Source organism: Pseudomonas fluorescens (genome assembly GCF_001648775.1).
GTDB lineage: Bacteria > Pseudomonadota > Gammaproteobacteria > Pseudomonadales > Pseudomonadaceae > Aquipseudomonas > Aquipseudomonas fluorescens_M.
The window spans coordinates 1-16,517 of sequence record NZ_LVEJ01000028.1 but is presented as its reverse complement, the minus strand read 5'-3'; the positions used below and the strand labels follow the sequence as shown (position 1 = coordinate 16,517).

Annotated in this window: 19 protein-coding genes and 1 pseudogene; 6 read left to right on the top strand and 14 right to left on the bottom strand. The window is 59.5% G+C overall.

All coding sequences use genetic code 11. The annotated features are described in order from the left end of the window. Positions 1 to 49: 49 nt before the first annotated feature. From A8O26_RS23935 to soxR, 6 genes and pseudogenes are all read right to left on the bottom strand, one after another. Positions 50 to 964 carry a LysR substrate-binding domain-containing protein gene (locus tag A8O26_RS23935; RefSeq protein ID WP_064120186.1) on the bottom strand — a complete coding sequence of 305 codons (915 nt, stop codon included), beginning with the start codon at positions 962 to 964 and terminating at the stop codon, positions 50 to 52. 57 nt (positions 965 to 1,021) lie between these two features. Further along, positions 1,022 to 1,183, bottom strand: coding sequence for a hypothetical protein (locus tag A8O26_RS29870; protein WP_155740684.1), 162 nt, complete (start codon positions 1,181 to 1,183; stop codon positions 1,022 to 1,024). Between the two features lie 34 nt (positions 1,184 to 1,217). Next, a pseudogene (locus A8O26_RS23930) lies at positions 1,218 to 1,445 on the bottom strand (cation:dicarboxylate symporter family transporter); the annotation flags it as partial. A 97-nt stretch (positions 1,446 to 1,542) separates the two neighbouring features. Beyond that, entirely contained in the window at positions 1,543 to 2,418 is an 876-nt protein-coding gene (locus tag A8O26_RS23925) for an alpha/beta fold hydrolase (protein WP_064120184.1), read from the bottom strand. A gap of 249 nt (positions 2,419 to 2,667) precedes the next feature. Beyond that, positions 2,668 to 3,126 (bottom strand): VOC family protein, encoded by a 459-nt coding sequence (locus A8O26_RS23920; RefSeq protein ID WP_064120183.1) that lies wholly within the window; start codon positions 3,124 to 3,126, stop codon positions 2,668 to 2,670. Positions 3,127 to 3,251: 125 nt separating this feature from the next. Beyond that, positions 3,252 to 3,704: a redox-sensitive transcriptional activator SoxR gene (soxR, locus tag A8O26_RS23915; RefSeq protein ID WP_064120182.1), complete on the bottom strand. Its 453-nt coding sequence runs from the start codon at positions 3,702 to 3,704 to the stop codon at positions 3,252 to 3,254. Positions 3,705 to 3,797: 93 nt separating this feature from the next. On the opposite strand from soxR, the gene A8O26_RS23910 reads away from it, so the two are divergent. Continuing rightward, the gene (locus A8O26_RS23910) at positions 3,798 to 4,151 is read left to right on the top strand and encodes an antibiotic biosynthesis monooxygenase (protein ID WP_064120181.1); all 354 of its coding nucleotides are present in this window, start codon (positions 3,798 to 3,800) and stop codon (positions 4,149 to 4,151) included. On the opposite strand, the gene A8O26_RS23905 is transcribed toward A8O26_RS23910, so the two are convergent. The 4 genes from A8O26_RS23905 to msuE form a co-directional block, all read right to left on the bottom strand. Next, complete coding sequence (locus A8O26_RS23905) at positions 4,148 to 5,251, bottom strand: sigma-54 interaction domain-containing protein (protein WP_064120180.1); 1,104 nt, start codon at positions 5,249 to 5,251, stop codon at positions 4,148 to 4,150. The two genes, A8O26_RS23910 and A8O26_RS23905, sit on opposite strands and share 4 nt — an antisense overlap. A 36-nt stretch (positions 5,252 to 5,287) precedes the next feature. Beyond that, positions 5,288 to 6,475 (bottom strand): acyl-CoA dehydrogenase family protein, encoded by a 1,188-nt coding sequence (locus tag A8O26_RS23900; protein WP_064120179.1) that lies wholly within the window; start codon positions 6,473 to 6,475, stop codon positions 5,288 to 5,290. A 72-nt stretch (positions 6,476 to 6,547) separates the two neighbouring features. Further along, positions 6,548 to 7,693: an FMNH2-dependent alkanesulfonate monooxygenase gene (gene ssuD, locus A8O26_RS23895; RefSeq protein ID WP_064120178.1), complete on the bottom strand. Its 1,146-nt coding sequence runs from the start codon at positions 7,691 to 7,693 to the stop codon at positions 6,548 to 6,550. Between the two features lie 10 nt (positions 7,694 to 7,703). Then, positions 7,704 to 8,267 (bottom strand): FMN reductase, encoded by a 564-nt coding sequence (gene msuE / locus A8O26_RS23890; RefSeq protein WP_064120401.1) that lies wholly within the window; start codon positions 8,265 to 8,267, stop codon positions 7,704 to 7,706. 387 nt (positions 8,268 to 8,654) lie between these two features. Here msuE and A8O26_RS23880 point away from each other — a divergent pair, with 387 nt between their 5' ends. From A8O26_RS23880 to A8O26_RS23865, 4 genes are all read left to right on the top strand, one after another. Continuing rightward, positions 8,655 to 8,912, top strand: coding sequence for a hypothetical protein (locus A8O26_RS23880; protein WP_064120176.1), 258 nt, complete (start codon positions 8,655 to 8,657; stop codon positions 8,910 to 8,912). A gap of 100 nt (positions 8,913 to 9,012) precedes the next feature. Beyond that, complete coding sequence (locus tag A8O26_RS23875; protein WP_064120175.1) at positions 9,013 to 9,627, top strand: LysE family translocator; 615 nt, start codon at positions 9,013 to 9,015, stop codon at positions 9,625 to 9,627. 205 nt (positions 9,628 to 9,832) lie between these two features. Next, positions 9,833 to 10,999, top strand: a complete 1,167-nt coding sequence (locus A8O26_RS23870) for an aminotransferase class V-fold PLP-dependent enzyme (protein ID WP_064120174.1) — start codon at positions 9,833 to 9,835, stop codon at positions 10,997 to 10,999. A gap of 55 nt (positions 11,000 to 11,054) precedes the next feature. Then, a complete protein-coding gene (locus tag A8O26_RS23865; RefSeq protein ID WP_064120173.1) occupies positions 11,055 to 12,863 on the top strand; it encodes an aminopeptidase P family protein in 1,809 nt (602 codons plus the stop codon). Between the two features lie 49 nt (positions 12,864 to 12,912). Here the strand turns inward: A8O26_RS23865 and A8O26_RS23860 are convergent, their stop codons facing one another. After that, positions 12,913 to 13,509 (bottom strand): 2-hydroxychromene-2-carboxylate isomerase, encoded by a 597-nt coding sequence (locus tag A8O26_RS23860; RefSeq protein WP_064120172.1) that lies wholly within the window; start codon positions 13,507 to 13,509, stop codon positions 12,913 to 12,915. A 34-nt stretch (positions 13,510 to 13,543) separates the two neighbouring features. Next, on the bottom strand, positions 13,544 to 14,272 hold the full coding sequence (locus A8O26_RS23855) for an SDR family oxidoreductase (RefSeq protein WP_064120171.1): 729 nt from the start codon (positions 14,270 to 14,272) through the stop codon (positions 13,544 to 13,546). A 92-nt stretch (positions 14,273 to 14,364) separates the two neighbouring features. Between A8O26_RS23855 and A8O26_RS23850 the strand changes: the two genes are divergently transcribed. Further along, positions 14,365 to 14,928 (top strand): TetR/AcrR family transcriptional regulator, encoded by a 564-nt coding sequence (locus A8O26_RS23850; protein ID WP_064120170.1) that lies wholly within the window; start codon positions 14,365 to 14,367, stop codon positions 14,926 to 14,928. Position 14,929: 1 nt separating this feature from the next. Here A8O26_RS23850 and A8O26_RS23845 read toward each other — a convergent pair whose 3' ends face one another. Both A8O26_RS23845 and rhtA read right to left on the bottom strand, forming a co-directional pair. Continuing rightward, the gene (locus tag A8O26_RS23845; RefSeq protein ID WP_064120169.1) at positions 14,930 to 15,211 is read right to left on the bottom strand and encodes a hypothetical protein; all 282 of its coding nucleotides are present in this window, start codon (positions 15,209 to 15,211) and stop codon (positions 14,930 to 14,932) included. Positions 15,212 to 15,379: 168 nt separating this feature from the next. Beyond that, a complete protein-coding gene (rhtA, locus tag A8O26_RS23840) occupies positions 15,380 to 16,267 on the bottom strand; it encodes a threonine/homoserine exporter RhtA (protein WP_064120168.1) in 888 nt (295 codons plus the stop codon). Positions 16,268 to 16,517 lie beyond the last annotated feature (250 nt).

Genomic DNA, 16,517 nt, shown 5'->3' with positions numbered 1-16,517 from the left:
GACACACCGCTATCGCGAGCAGGCTCACTCCTACAGGGGGCGGGGGTGGTTACAGGGAAAGACCTTTGAAATGCTCCTGCAAAAACTCCACACACGCGCGCAACTTGCCCGAGTGCGCCAGCCGCGTCGGGTACACCGCCCAGACATTCGCGCTCTGACTGTAATCGTCCAGCACCTGCACCAAGCGCCCTTGCTCCAGCAGCGGTTTCACATCCCACAATGACCGCAGCAACACCCCACGCCCATCCAGCGCCCACTGCAAAACAATTTCGCCATTGTTCGACGACAATGGCCCGCTGACCCGCACGCTCTCTTGCGCGCCGTCACGATCCAGATTCCAGATGCCAAAGGCGTTGTCGCGCTCCTTGATCACCAGGCAATCGTGCTGCTGCAGTTCATCGAGAGTTTGCGGTGTGCCGCGACGCTCTAGATAACCCGGTGCCGCGCACAGTACCCGCCGATTGCTGACCAGACGTCTACCAATGTGCTGGCCGGGAATGTCATCGCCAACGCGGATCTCAAGATCGAAGCCTTCGTTGATGATGTCCACCACTCGATCAAACAGGTCGAGGCGAATCTCAAGCTCTGGATAACGTTCCGCCAGCAACGACACCGCCGGTGCCACGTGATTGCGACCGAAACCGAAACTGCTGCAGAGGTGCAAACGCCCACGCGGGCTGTCGTGGGCGTCGGAGAGTTCGTCGTGCAGTTGCTGAAAGTCATCGAGAATGCGCAGCGCCCAACGTTGCACGCGCTCGCCGTCCTCGGTCAGCGAGACGCGACGGCTGGTGCGGTGCAGCAGGCGAGTGCCGAGGGTGGTTTCGAGAATCTGAATGCGTTTGCTGACATAGGCCGGTGACAGGCCCAACTCATCCGCTGCGGCGGCAAAGCCGTTCTTGCGGATTACGGTGAGCAGCACACGCAGGTCTTCGGGCAGGGGCACGGTGTCTTTCTTCTGGGACATGTCAAAAACGAACACTGGCGGCAGAAGCCGCCAGCATAGCATTGCCATCGGGCGCGATTACTCGGCGGCGAGTCTGGCCTTCGCGGCCCGGGCGTGACGGCCGGTCTTGAGGGCGATCGGTGCGAGTTTGTCGCGGTCCAGTTCACCTTCCCACGCGGCGATGACCAGGGCGGCGACCGCGTTGCCGATGATGTTGGTCAGCGAACGGCATTCAGCCATAAAGTGATCGACACCAAGGATCAACACCATTGCCGCCACCGCCCCGGCCGACCTGTTTGACGTCGTGCATGCTGGTGATGCCGGAGACCACTGTGCAGAAGATGATCGGGCCGATGATCATCTTGATCAGTTTGATGAAACCGTCGCCCAACGGCTTGAGATCAACGCCGACCTGCGGCCAGTAATGGCCGGTCAGCACGCCGAGGGCGATGGCGATGAGCACCTGCACATAGAGGGTTCCCAGCAGTTTTCGAATAGTCATTGTTATTATCTCGAGGCGGTTTTCGGGCATGACGATCCCGCACGGGCCAGTGACGGCCCGTGGCAGGAAGCGGTCTCAGGTCAGGGCGAAGCGCTGCTCAGCGCAAAAAGGCCAGTGCTTCGGCAAGCAACAGTTCGGGGACTTCTTCGGCGAGGTAATGGCCGGCGGGCAATGCCTGACCGCTGACGTTGGTCGCCACTTGCCGCCACTCCTTGAGCGGATTGAAGCAACGGCCGACCGTGCCTTCGGCGCCCCACAACACGCGCAGCGGCAGATTCAGCTGGTGCCCGGCGGCGATGTCGGCGCGATCGTGTTCCAGATCGATGCCGGCGCTGGCGCGGTAATCCTCGCAGATGCCGCGGGCGCTGCCGGGTTGTTGCAGGCAGCGCAGGTATTCGCCGAAGGCTGCATCGGTAAACGGCTTGAGTCCGGCGCTGCGACTGCCCATCACGCTGCGCAGATAGCCCTGAGGATCGGCCTCGATCAGGGTTTCCGGCAACGGCGCCGGGCGAATCAGGAAGAACCAGTGCCAGTAGGCGCGGGCGAACGCTTCGTTGGTTTGCGTGTACATCGACAGGGTCGGGGCGATGTCCAGCAACATCATGCGCTGCACGGCGGCCGGATGATCGAGCGCCAGGCGATGAGCGACCCGCGCGCCACGGTCGTGGGCGAGGACCGAGAACTGCTCGAAGCCCAGCGACTGCATCAGCTCGACGTTGTCGCGGGCCATTTCACGTTTGCAGTAATGGGCGTGCAGCTCATCGGCGGCCGGCCGGCTGCTGTCGCCGTAACCGCGCAGGTCGGCGGCGACCACGGTGAAGTGTTCGGCCAGTTGTTCGGCAATCTTGTGCCAGATCACGTGGGTCTGCGGGTGGCCGTGCAACAACAGCAGGCCCGGCCCGCTGCCGCCGAGGCGGTAGGCAATGTCGACGCCATTGACGCGACGCTGGTCTTTGAGGAATCCGGCAAACATCAGACTGATCCTTTTTCAGGGTTCTTGTTGGATGCATCCTGAAATTGTCTGGGGTTCGGGGCAAGGTGCAAAGCGTGGTGGGCAGGTTCATGAAGTGTGTTCATGAGGTTTTGTGTTAGCTGTGCCGGTCCCTTCGCGAGCAAGCTCGCTCCCACAGGAGTTTTCGGTGCGACCACTATCTATGCCACCCAACGAAACCCTGTGGGAGCGAGCTTGCTCGCGAAGAGGCCAGTCCAGACACCGAAATACTCAACCCTGCTGAAACATCTCCATCGCCCGCTGCTTGATCTGCTCTTCAGTCAAATCTTCCTTGCGCGTGGCCAGAAACCACAGGTGCCCATACGGATCCTTCAACGTCCCGCTGCGATCACCGTAAAACTGATCCTTGACCTCGGACACCGCCGTCGCCCCGGCATCCAGTGCCCGCTGAAACGACTTGTCGACATCGGTCACATACAGATGCAAACCGACCGACACGGCTTTATCGGGACTGCTCAACGGCCCCTGATCGCACGGCGAACCGAGCATGATCGCGCTGTCGCCAATGCGCAGTTCGGCGTGGCCGATGCCGCCGTCGGGCATGGCCAGGCGCATGACTTCGGTGGCGCCGAAGGCTTTTTTATAGAAGTCGATGGCCTCGGCGGCTTTGTGGATGCCGAGATACGGGGTAATGCTGTGATACCCCTCGGGAATGGGTTTGACGCTCATGACGTTCTCCCTGATTGTTGTTTTGCGAGGTGAAGAATCACTATAGAACCGTCCACGTCGCGCAGATTTCTGCCCGACGAGCAGCACCCATCATTCGGGACTGCACAGAAGCGCTTTGAGCTCGACTAATCTTTAGGGAAGTGCGGCCCCGGCCCCTGTTCACCGAGCACATCGCCCTGATTGCGCAGCGGACAGGCTTCCATCGACAGACAGCCACAACCGATGCAGCCATCGAGCCGATCACGCAGCAGGGTCAATTGCTCGATCCGTGCATCTAGCTCGCGCCGCCATTGCTCGGACAACACCTGCCAGTCCGCCGCCGTCGGTGCGCGATCATCCGGAAGAATCTGCAACGCCTCGCCAATTTCCGCCAGTGGAATCCCCAACCGTTGCGCAACCTTGATCAACGCCACCCGGCGTAGCACCGCGCGTGGATAACGGCGCTGATTGCCAGCATTGCGCTGGCTCTTGATCAAACCTTTCGACTCATAAAAGTGCAGGGCGGTGACCGCCACGCCACTGCGCGCCGCGACTTCTCCGACGGTGAGCTGCTTGTGCACGGTTTCCTTGGTGATCATTGCAAAAATGCCCTTGACCTTGACTTAACTAGAGGTTTTACCCTGCAGGCCTTCGAGTCGCAAGGCTCGTCTTACGATGAGTGGGGGCTTTCCATGAACAACCGCAGTTTTACCCAGTTGATCGAATTTGAAATCGAACCGCGCCAACAACCGGCGTTGGTCAGCGCCTTGTCGATGCAAACCGAGCGACTGGCGCAGCGCTACGACGGCTTTGTCAGCGCCAGTGTGCAGGCCAGCGACGATGGCCGGCGGGTGTTGAGTTTTCTGCAATGGCAGACTCGCGAGGCGGGGGAAGCGGCGTTTCGCAGTTTCGAGAGCGGCGAGCAGGATTTCTGGCAACTGATTCACACCCATCAGGCGAAAACCATCACCTTCAATTCATTTCAGGTGCTGAGCAGCATCGCCCGCAGTCACGACGATGCGCTGCACTGCAACCTGGTCGGCTAGATCGACAACTGAATCAAGCGCTCGCCTTGCAGGTTTTCCGACAGTCGCCGCTTGTTGACCGCCAGTTCACCGATCTTGATCAGGCGGGTGCGGGTCACGTTACGGCTCAAACCGAGCAGAGCAGCGGTGTGCACCTGGTTGTAATGGCAGAAACGATAAGCGGCACGCAGCAAGGCGTCTTCGACTTTCTCGTGTAAGGCGCCGGCCTGTTGCGCGAACAGTTTTTGAAAGGCTTGTTCGAGCAGCGCTTCCGGTGAATCGTCGACGCCGCTGTGGTGATCATCCTGGCGCTCGATGCGCAAGTTCGACAGGCGCAAATCATCACGCTCGATCACGCCGTTGCGGCAGATCAACAGGGTGTGATGGATGACGTTTTCCAGTTCGCGAATGTTGCCCGGCCAACTGTAAGCGCGCAGCTTGTGCTCGGCGCCCGGGCTGATATTGACGCGACCGTAACCCAGGCGCTGGCTATAGGCCTCGATGAAATGCCGGGTCAGCGGCAGGATGTCGCCGGGACGCTCGCGCAACGGGCTGAGTTCCAGATTGACCACGTTGAGCCGGTAATACAGGTCTTCGCGGAAGTTGCCGGCATTGATGGCTTTCTCCAGTTGCACGTTGGTCGCCGCCAACACCCGCACATCAATCGGAATGCTTTTGCGCGAGCCCAAGCGCACCACTTCGCGCTCTTGCAGTACGCGTAACAACTTCACCTGAATCGCCATCGGCAAATCACCGATTTCATCGAGAAACAACGTGCCGCCGTCCGCTTCCTCAAACCACCCGGCCTTGGCGCTCAACGCGCCGGTGAATGCGCCTTTTTCATGGCCGAACAATTCGGCCTCGACCAGCGATTCGGAAAACGCCCCGCAGTTGACCGCGATAAACGGCCGATGGCGGCGATTGCTCAGGTTATGAATATGCCGCGCCACCAGCTCCTTGCCGGTGCCGGTTTCACCGATGATCAGCACGCTGGCCTCACTCGGCGCGACCTGTTGCAAATGCGCGAGCAACGCCTGGGACTTCGGGTCTTCGAACACTTGCGCGGTGGCGCGGATCGACGTGGCGAGCGCGGGGGAGGGCGGTAAGGTCAGCAGTTGCATGGGCGCGTCCTTCTCTTCAGTTCAAAAACAGGCCGGTCAGGAATAGAACGTCGGCACCGGCAGCGCCTGATTCAGCGCCCAGTCGCCCAACTCGTGAAGTTTGTAATCCAGCGGATCGTGCAGGGTTTGCGTGCGCAGGTTGCGCCAGTGGCGGTCGAGGCGCAGCGAGGCATGAGTCGAACGGGCGCCGGTCACTTCGAACAAACGGCTGCAGATATCCAGGCCCTGACGACTGGCCGCGACCTTGGCCGTGGCAATCGCCGTGGCGACGTGACCACGTTCTTCGGCGCTGAGGTTCGCGCCTTTGGCCCAAGCCTCATCGAGCAACGCCGCCGCGCGTTCGACCAGCAAACGAATGCCTTCCAGCGCCACCCAGAACTCGCCGAAATGCGCGAGCACGTAGGGATCTTCACGCACATCGCGCGCTGCGGATTTGTGCCATGGGCGGGTTTCATTGAGGGTGTATTGCCGCGCTTCTTCAAACGCGCCTTCGGCAATCCCGAGGAACATGTGCGTGAAGGTCAGTTGTGCGATCAACGGCCGCAAGCAGGCAAACGGTGTGCTCAACGGGCCTGGATCGAGGAGCAATTCCGATTCTTCGACGCGCACCCGTTCGAACGTGGCGCTGCCGCTGTCAGTCTGGCGCTGGCCGATGTTGTTCCAGTCGTTGTGCAGGGTAATGCCGCTGCGGCCGCTGGGAATCGCCGCGATCAACAGTTTGCCGCCGGCGCTCTCATCGACGGCCGAAGCGATCAACATCTGTGAATCGCTGGCGCCGGAGCAGAAGCTTTTCTTCCCGGAAAACTCGCGCCAGCCGCCGAAATCCTTGACCACGGTGCGGGTGTCGAGCGGGTTCAGCGCGTTGCCCCAGAACCAGTTCTGCCGCGCGGTCTGCTCGAACCACGGCTGCCATTGTTCCGGTCGTGAAAACAGGCGCACGGTGGCGAGCATCAAATGATGAAAGCCGAACACGTGGGCGATCGAGCTGTCGACCTTGGCGAACTCGCGGACCACTTGCAGGGTTTCGCTCCAGCTCGCGCCGAGGCCGCCGTAGCGGCTGGGAATGCTCAGGGCCAGCAGGCCGCTGTCACGCAGGGCATCGCGTTCAGCCTTTGGCGTGCCGCCGCGTTCGTCACGCTCGACGGCGGTCAGGGCAAACTCGGCGGCCAGTTGGCGGGCGGTCTGCAACGGAGACAACAAGGTACTTTGCGGTTTGGCGGTCACACGGTGTTCCTCAAAGAATCCACTCCAATCCCGGGACTGGCTTTTGTGGCGAGGCCACAGGAAATTGAGTGGTCAGGCAGTGGCTTTGGTGGGCAACACGTCGTTGGCGATCATTTCGCCAAACGGCCCGGTCAGGTTGGTCACGCCACGCCCGGCCAGGCTCGCATACGGCTCGGGCAACAACGGGAACACCAACTCGGCAAAGCGGTATGCCTCTTCCAGATGCGGATAACCGGAGAAAATGAAACTCTCGATGCCCAGATCGGCGTATTCCTTGATCCGCGCCGCCACTTGCTGCGGATCGCCGACCAATGCGGTACCGGCGCCGCCGCGTACCAGACCGACGCCGGCCCACAGGTTCGGGGCGATCTCGAGATTGTCGCGGCGACCATCGTGCAAGGCCGCCATCCGTCGCTGACCTTCGGAGTCGAATCGCGAGAAGGATTTCTGCGCCGCCTCGATGGTTTCGTCGCTGATGTGTTCGATCAGTTTGTCCGCGGCTTTCCACGCCTCTTCGGCGGTCTCGCGGACGATCACATGCAGGCGAATGCCGAACTTCACTGTGCGCCCATGCCGTGCGGCGCGTTCGCGCACGTCGGCGAGTTTTTCCGCGACGGCGGCGGGCGGTTCGCCCCAGGTCAGGTACACATCGACCTGCTCGGCAGCCAGATCATGCGCTGCATCGGAAGAACCACCGAAGTACAACGGCGGGTAGGGTTTTTGTACCGGCGGATACAGCGCTTTGGCGTTCTGCACCTTGAGATGTTTGCCGTCGAAATCCACCGCTTCGCCTTGCAACACCCGGCGCCAGATCTTGAGGAATTCATCGGTGACTTCATAGCGCTCGGCGTGACTGAGGAAACTGCCGTCGCCACGGTTTTCATCCGGATCGCCACCGGTCACGACGTTGATCAACAAGCGCCCGTTGGACAGCCGATCAAGCGTCGCGGCCATCCGCGCCGAGACTGTCGGCGAGATGATCCCCGGTCGGATCGCCACCAGATAACGCAAGCGTTCGGTCAGCGGCACCAGTGCCGAAGCGATTACCCACGAGTCTTCGCAAGAGCGCCCGGTAGGAATCAGTACACCGTGGTAACCGAGGCTGTCAGCCGCCTGCGCGACTTGTTTCAAATAGTTGAGGGTGACCGGGCGCGCCCCTTGGGTGGTGCCCAGATAGTGGCCGTCGCCGTGGGTCGGCAGGAACCAGAAAACTTCCATGAACGGCTCCTTAAGCGATCTTCAGCAAGGGTTTGATTTGTGTGGCGAACAGCGGCGCGGCGCGTTCGGCGGCGAGGCGGATGCGCGCTTTCAACGGCTCGCTGGTGATCTGGTAATCGGCGAAATCGGCTTCGGTGGCGTACACACCAATCGGCAGCGTGACGGCCTGGAAGAAACTCAACAGCGGCCGCAACTGGTGATCGAGTACCAGCGCGTGACGCTCGCTGCCTCCAGTGGCGGCTAGCAATACCGGGGTGTCGATCAGCGCATTGAGGTCGATCAGGTCGAACAAATGCTTGAGCAGGCCCGGGTAGGAACCGCGGTAGACCGGCGCGGCAACGATCAGCAGGTCGGCCTGTTCGATGGCTTGCAGTTCGGCTTCGACTTCAGCGCTCAGTTCCTGGCGCGAAAGAGCGCCGCCGAGCGGACGGGCGATGTCGCCGAGTTCGATCAGGTGGCTGTCGATCGGCAAGTGCCCGGCCAGTTCGGCGAGCAACGCCTGGGTCAGCACCAAGGTGCGGGACGGACGCCAGGTGCCGCCGGAGAGGGCGACGACTTTCAGGGGACGCGACATGTTCAGTTCCTTTTTCAACAGTTGCTCAGCGAGCAGTGAGTAAGTCACCGGGTCAGAGCAAGCGCTGTACCAACTCCTGGAAGCCCCGGTTTACAAGGCCTTGAGCGTTAGCGTGGCGGTCACCTCTGTGAGTAACCGGGCGCTTTGTTGAATCAGTGTTGGCAGAGCAACAGTTGCTGTAGCAACAGTGCTCAGCACATGGAGGCAGTTATAAAGGCTGTTTGTTATTCCGTAAAAGAACGTTATTCGATATTTATAGATCTTTAGGAGATATGCCCCGGCAGTGTCGATTTCCTGATAGCCACTATTGAGAGCGTTGATTTTTGCGCGAACGCCCACGGGCGTAGCCTTTCTCCATCGACTCCCACTGCTCGCCAGGACGCCCCCATGAATCGTTTACTGACTGTTTCCCTGCTGCTCGCTGTCTCCGTACTCGCCGGTTGTGCCAGCCATGTTTCCCCGGAACTGCGCCCCTACAGCGCAGAAGAATCCCGCGAACTGGCGATGGAGGCACTGAACCGAAGTGGCTTGTCCTTCGACGAATACCACGCGAAAAAAGCCCAATTGCTTGGCCAGACGCCATTCGACAAGAAAGCTGAAATGAGCGCTGAGCGTGCCGTACAGCTGCACGGTCGTCCGAGCTGAAAACAAACTGTACTGCTGGAAGTTTTACCTAACTGTCCGTGGGTTTGCTGCGCGGGGTGGGATAGGGTCAACACCTGAATGACCCTGCCGGACTTCCGCCATGACCCTCTCGCTTGATCTGCTGTTGGGCTTTGCCCTGTTTGCCCTTGTCACCTCGATTACGCCGGGGCCGAACAACACCATGTTGCTGGCATCGGGCGTTAACTTCGGCTTTAAACGCACCATTGCGCACATGCTCGGTATCACCTGCGGTTTCTTCGTTCTGGTGGTGGCTGTGGGCTTTGGCCTGGGCGCGGTGTTTCAGACCTATCCGATTCTTTATACGGTGCTGCGCTATGTCGGCGCGGCGTATCTGCTGTATCTGGCGTGGAAGATTGCCCACTCGGGGCCGGTCGGCGACAGCGTCGATGGCGAGGCGAAACCGATCAGCTACCTGGGCGCCGCCGCGTTTCAGTGGGTCAATCCCAAGGCGTGGATCATGGCCATTGGCGCCATCAGCACTTACACGCCGATGCAGGGTTATTTCACCAATGTGGTGATCATTGCCGCAGTGTTCGCCATCATCAACCTGCCGAGTGTCGGCGTCTGGGCCGCGTGCGGCACCTTGCTGCGCAATGTCTTGAAGGAGCCACGCTGGCTGCGCGTGTTCAACTGGGGCATGGCGGCGCTGTTGGTGATTTCGCTGTACCCGTTACTTCTCGAAAGCTTTAGCTGACGCATTGCTTCAATCGCCGGCCCGATGCCTGTTAAGCTCGACTTCAGGAGCGTTCCTACGCACTTTGAATGAAGTTGTTCTTCTTTAACGGCATCCGATCAGGTATTGATGACGCTCTCGAACCGACGCGCCGCTCACAAGGCTGCGCTGTGCCGTTTGCAGACACGAGCCTCCTGATCCCGGAACACGCTCTGCGAGTCTTTTTATGAACACACGTCCGTTGTATTTCGATTACGCCGCCACCACCCCGGTGGACGAGCGGGTCATCCAGGTGATGATCGAGTGTCTGGGGTTTCACGGTAACTTCGGCAACCCGGCCTCCAGCTCCCACGCGTTTGGCCAGCAGGCCCGGCACACGGTCGAGCAGGCCCGGCAACAAGTCGCCGAACTGGTCGGCGCGCAGGCTCAGCAGATTGTCTGGACCTCCGGTGCCACCGAATCCAACAACCTTGCCCTGAAAGGTGTGGCCCAGGCGCGCGGCGTGTCCGGCGGCCATATCATCACCAGCCAGATTGAACACAAGGCCATCCTCGATACCGCCCGCCAATTGCAGGACGCCGGCATTGCCGTGACATATCTGGTGCCGGACGCAGAGGGCCTGATCACCGCGCAAGCGGTCAGTGAAGCGATGCGCGAGGACACCTTTCTGGTGTCACTGATGCTGGTCAACAACGAACTCGGCACGGTCAACGATATTCAAGCAATTGGCGAAGTGGTGCGCAGCCGCGAAGCGCTGTTTCATGTCGATGCCGCACAAGGCGCTGGCAAAGTGGCGATCGATCTGGCGCAGTGGCCGGTCGATCTGATGTCCTTTTCGGCGCACAAACTCTATGGCCCCAAAGGTATCGGCGCGCTGTATGTCGGCCCGCGGGCGCAACAGCGTTTGCAGGCGCAGATTCACGGCGGCGGTCACGAAGGTGGTTTGCGCTCCGGGACCTTGGCAACCCATCAGATTGCCGGCATGGGCGCGGCGTTTGCCTTGGCAGCCGTGGCATTTGACGTTGAGAAAAAAACCATCGTCGCCTTGCGTGAGCGCCTCCTCGAACAACTGTTGAGCTTGCCGGGTGTGCGCCTCAACGGCAGCGCCAGCCAGCGCATCCCGCACACCTTGAGCCTGACCTTCAGCGAGGGCGAATTCAACAGCGCGGCACTGAGCCATTCGATCGCATTTTCCGCCACCTCGGCCTGTAACTCCGCGAGCAACGCGCCATCCCACGTGCTGCTGGCGCTGGGGCATGACGCGCAACTGGCCGGGCGCACCATTCGCTTGAGCCTCGGCCGCTTCACCACCGCCGAGGATATCGACAAGGCTTGCGAACTGATCAAAACCGCCTGCGCCAGTGCTCCGGCATTCTGGGCGACAGGGCTTTAAACCGCCGACCTAACGGCTACGAACAATAACGATGAAGTGATTAGCAGGAGACATGATGAGTACCCAGACCTCGACCGAAGGATCGGTGCCCCAGCGCCTGGCGCACACCCGTGAACTGATGCGCCGCGAGGGCATCCATGCGTTGTTGGTGCCGTCCGCCGACCCGCATTTGTCGGAGTATTTGCCGGGTTACTGGCAGGGCCGCCAGTGGCTCTCGGGTTTCCATGGCTCGGTCGGCACGTTGATTGTCACCGCTGATTTCGCCGGCGTCTGGGCCGACAGTCGGTACTGGGAACAGGCGAGCAAGGAACTCAACGGCAGCGGCATCGAACTGGTCAAGTTGCAGCCGGGTCAACCGAGCCCGCTGGACTGGTTGGCCGAGCAGACGCCGGAAGATGGCGTGGTTGCGGTGGACGGTGCGGTGATGGCCGTGGCGTCGGCACGCACCTTGAGCAGCAAGCTTGAAGCGCGCGGCGCTCGCTTGCGTACCGACATCGATCTGTTGAATGAAGTCTGGAATGATCGCCCAAGCCTGCCGAACGCAGCGATCTATCAACATCTGCCGCCGCAAGCGACCGTCAGCCGTGGCGAAAAACTCGCCAAGCTGCGCGCAACCTTGCAGGAACGCGGTGCCGATTGGCACTTCATCGCGACCCTCGACGACATCGCCTGGTTGTTTAACCTGCGTGGCGGTGATGTATCGTTCAACCCGGTGTTTGTTTCGTTTGCGTTGATCAATCAACAACAGGCCACGCTATTCGTCGCGTTGAGCAAGGTCGATGCTGACCTGCGTGCTGTGCTGGAGAAGGATGGCGTGACGCTGCGTGATTACAGCGAAGTTGCCGATGCCCTGCGAGCGGTGCCGAGTGGTGCGAGTTTGCTGGTCGATCCGGCGCGCGTTACCAGCGGTTTGCTGGATAACCTCGACAACGGCGTGACGCTGGTTGAAGGTCTGAATCCAACGACCCTGGCCAAATCGCAGAAAAGTGAAGCCGACGCGCAACACATCCGCAAAGCCATGGAGCAGGATGGGGCAGCGCTGTGCGAATTCTTCGCTTGGCTGGAATCCGCCTGGGGCCGCGAGCGCATTACCGAGTTGACCATCGACGAAAAACTCACCGCTGCCCGTGAGCGTCGTCCGGATTACGTTTCGCTGAGCTTCAACACGATTGCCGCGTTTAACGCCAATGGCGCGATGCCGCACTACCATGCCACCGAAGAAGAACACGCGGTGATCGAGGGCGACGGTCTGTTGCTGATCGACTCGGGTGGGCAATACCTGGGGGGCACCACCGATATCACCCGCATGGTGCCGGTCGGTACGCCAACTGAAGAGCAAAAGCGCGATTGCACGCGCGTGTTGAAAGGCGTGATTGCCTTGTCGCGCGCGCAGTTCCCGAAAGGCATTCTGTCGCCGCTGCTCGATGCCATCGCGCGAGCGCCGATCTGGGCTGAAAGCGTCGATTACGGTCACGGCACCGGTCACGGCGTCGGGTATTTCCTCAATGTTCACGAGGGGCCGCAAGTCATTGCCTATCAGGCCGCACCCGCGCCGCAAACGGCCATGCAAGCGGGGATGATCACATCCATCGAGCCGGGTACTTATCGTCCGGGCCGTTGGGGCGTGCGCATCGAAAACCTGGCGATGAACCGCGAGGCGGGGAGTAGCGAGTTCGGCGAATTCCTCAAGTTTGAAACCTTGACGCTGTGCCCGATCGACACGCGTTGCCTGCTGCCTGAACTGCTGACGCAGGAAGAGAAGCAGTGGTTCAACGCCTACCACGCAGAAGTGCGTGAGCGTTTGAGTCCGTTGCTCGACGGTGCAGCGCTGCAATGGTTGAACGCCCGTACTGTGGCAATCTGACCGACTTGAACTCAGGCGCTTATTTTGGCGCCTGAGTTCTTCGCTTGATTCAGGCCTGGCGCAAAGCTTCTTCGACAAAGTCGAGACGATCCTGGCCGAAGAACATCTGCTTGCCGATAAACATGCTCGGCGCACCGAAAACTCCACGTTTAATCGCCGTCTCGGTATTGTCTTTCAATGCGGTTTTAACCGTTTCGTCGTTGGTCAGCGCCAAGACTTCTGCGGGATCGAAGCCGTGCTCGCTCAACAATGCTGCGACGGTTGCCGGTTCATCAAGCGGCCGGCCATCCACCCAAAGACCTTTAAACAAACAATCGATAAACGCCGGAAAACGCTCGGGCTGGCGCAATTGAATGCCGGTCACCGCACGCATCAGCATCAGGGTATTGATCGGAAAGTGCGGATTGAATTTCAACGGCACGCCATAACGTTTGGCGTAGCGATCCAGGTCCTCAAACATGTAGCGGCCCTTGGCCGGGATCATCGCCGGCGATGCGTTGCCGGTGGCTTTGAACACACCGCCCAACAGCATTGGAATGTAGATCAGTTCACTGTCGGTTTCGGCGCACAGCTTGGGCAACTGGGTGTAGGCCAGATAAGTGGCAGGGCTGCCGAGGTCGAAATAAAACTCCACGGTTTTACGCATTATCGCTTCTCTCTATTTATTGTTATGGAGGGGCTTACCAGCGTTCGTTCCAGGGGCGCAGATCCAGTTCGAACGTCCAGGCGTCCCGTGGCTGACAGTGCAAGTACCAGTAGTTTTCAGCAATGTGTTCGGGGTTGAGTATGCCGTCCTGGTCTTTGGTGGCGTATTTTTCCGGGAAGCTGTTACGAATGAAGTCGGTATCGATTGCGCCATCGACGACCACATGGGCAACGTGGATATTCATCGGTCCCAATTCTCGCGCCATGCTTTGTGCCAATGCGCGGATGCCGTGCTTGGCGCCGGCAAAGGCGGCGAATCCGGCAGCACCGCGCAGCCCGGCAGTGGCGCCGGTAAACAGGATCGTGCCGCGTTGACGGGTCACCATGCGCTTGGCCACTTCGCGGGCATTGAGAAAGCCTGAGAAACAGGCCATTTCCCAGATCTTGAAATACTTGCGTGCGGTCTCTTCGAGAATGCTGCAGGGCACATTGGCGCCGATGTTAAAGACAAACGCCTCGATAGGGCCGAGGCGGGTCTCGATGTCTTCGATCAATGCGATGACGTCTTCTTCCTTGCGCGCATCGCAGGCAAAACCGTGAGCTTCGCCGCCCTCTGCGGTGATTGCGTCTACCAGTGGCTGAAGTTTGTCGGCGCTGCGGCGGGTGACACAGGCAATGAATCCTTCTTTGGCAAAACGCTTGGCAATGGCCCCGCCCGTTGCGTCGCCAGCCCCGACCACCAATACGACCTTCTTGTTATTCATGGGTGATTCCCTTTGGTTAACGATCGTTAAGTGAACGAACGTTATGCTAGGATTCGGGCAACGTCAAGGCGAGCAAATTCGAGGTCAGACACATGCGTTACTCAGCCAGTCACAAGCTGGAAACCCGGGAAAAGCTATTGCAGAGCAGTGCGCTGTCGGCAAAGCGCTCCGGGTTTTCCACGGTGGGCGTCGATGGTTTGATGAAGGCGATCGGCTTGAGTGGTGCGGCGTTCTATAGCCACTTTTCTTCGAAGGATGCGCTGTTTACGGCAATCGTCGAGCGCGAGTTGTGCCAAAGTCTGGAGCGACTGGGTGGGCAGGGCGTGGAAGATCGAGAGCGACTGCAGCGCTGCCTCAAACATTACTTGAGCATGTCCCATGTCGAGCAGCCTGAGGCGGGCTGTGCTTTGCCAGCGTTGGGTGCGGAAATTGCCCGTTCCGAGGTAGAGGTGCGTGAGCAGGCCGAGTTGTGGATTTGTCGGCTTCAGGAAAGCTGGGCGCAGATTCTGCAGAGCGACAGTCTGGCGTGGTCGATTTTGTCGCAATGCGTCGGGGCATTGGTGGTGGCGCGTATGTTGGCCACGCCGGACATTCAGCGCAAAGTGCTGAAGTCCAGCCATGATGAGATCGATCGCCAGCTCAACGGCCAGCGCTGATCTATTTGCAGATGACGATCATGCTGCGGCTGGTGTAGCCGGCAGGGTTGAGACCGAACGGATAGTCACCTGGCTCCTCTACGCTATCGCCCGACTTGGCGATGACTTTATAGCCTTTCGGTGCGCAGGCGTTGGCTGCGCTGGTGTAGCACTTGTCCCAGGAGGACGAGAGCCCCGAGCAGTTGATGTGCAGCCCCTTTTTACCGTGCTTTACCTGGGTCTTCGAAGTCGCCGCACAGCCCGCAATTGCGAGTACGGCGATCAGTATCAAAATTCGTTTCATTACTGTCCTTATAACAGCCGCGAGTCTGGCGCTCGGGTCTGCATGTATTCGCTTGCGCTCTAAGCGTTGTGAAATCCCTGTCCGAAAAAATCCATAGCTGGCATTAAGTTACGGGCCTAAACATGGCCTAAATGAGCGCCAATTGCCAGACCTTCGTCAAATCCTGTTTCAATCTGCTGCAATCACAGGCTTGGCAGCGCTGCCCATGGTCATGGTGGCGCCGACGGAAGCCAGAATAATGCACAGAATGGCCATCCATTGTGACAGTGAGAGGTATTCCTGCAGGAACAGCAGGCCTGACAAGGCTCCGAACGCAGGTTCAATACTCATCAAAGTGCCGAAAGTGCGCGCAGGTATTCGGGTCAGGGCGACCATTTCAAGGGTATAGGGCAGGGCGGTGGACAGAATCGCGACGCCGATGGCGACAGGAATCAGTGAAGGCGTCAGTAGTGCTGCGCCGGCGTGCACGATGCCGATTGGCGCAACGAACAGTGCGGCGATCATCACGCCCAATGCTGCGGTCGTGACACCGTTGTCAGCGCCGGCCTTCTGACCGAACAGGATATATAGCGCCCAGCAGACACCGGCGCCCAGCGCGTAGCCTGCACCGAGCAAATCAATCCCGCTGGTGGTCGCGCCTGTAGGTATGAGCAACATTAGCCCGATGGCGGCGAGACCAATCCATAGAAAGTCGATGGCTCGGCGCGATGCATAGATAGCGACCGCCAGTGGGCCGGTGAACTCAAGGGCTACGGCAATTCCCAATGGCACTGTGCGCAGGGACATATAGAAGAGGAAGTTCATACCGCCCAAGGCCATACCGTAGACAATCACTGTGCGTAAAGACTTGGCGGTCAGCTTTGCTCGCCATGGGCGCAGCAGTAGCAGCATGATCACGCTGGCGAAGATCAATCGCAGGGTGGTTGTCCCCTGAGCACCGACCACCGGAAACATGCTTTTGGCCAGCGACGCGCCAGACTGGATCGATGCCATGGCTATTAATAGCAGACCAACCGGGAACAGCATTGAGGCAAGAGAGCGAGGTTGGTCATTCATTGCGCGGCATCGTCCAGTGTAAGAGTCGGTATTGTTCTGAGTGTTGGGCAATATATTGCGCATTCCCCGTGGTGGCGTCTATATATAGGTAGCTTTTTACTTCTTTCGATAGAAAACTCAAATTAACGGTTGACGGCAGATTTCAGGTGTCTATAATTCGCCCCACTTCCGGCGCAGTCGAAACGGAAAACTCCTTGAGATTCAATGAGTTATGCAGGTTTCGACAGCAGGTTGCTTCAGTTCATCGAAG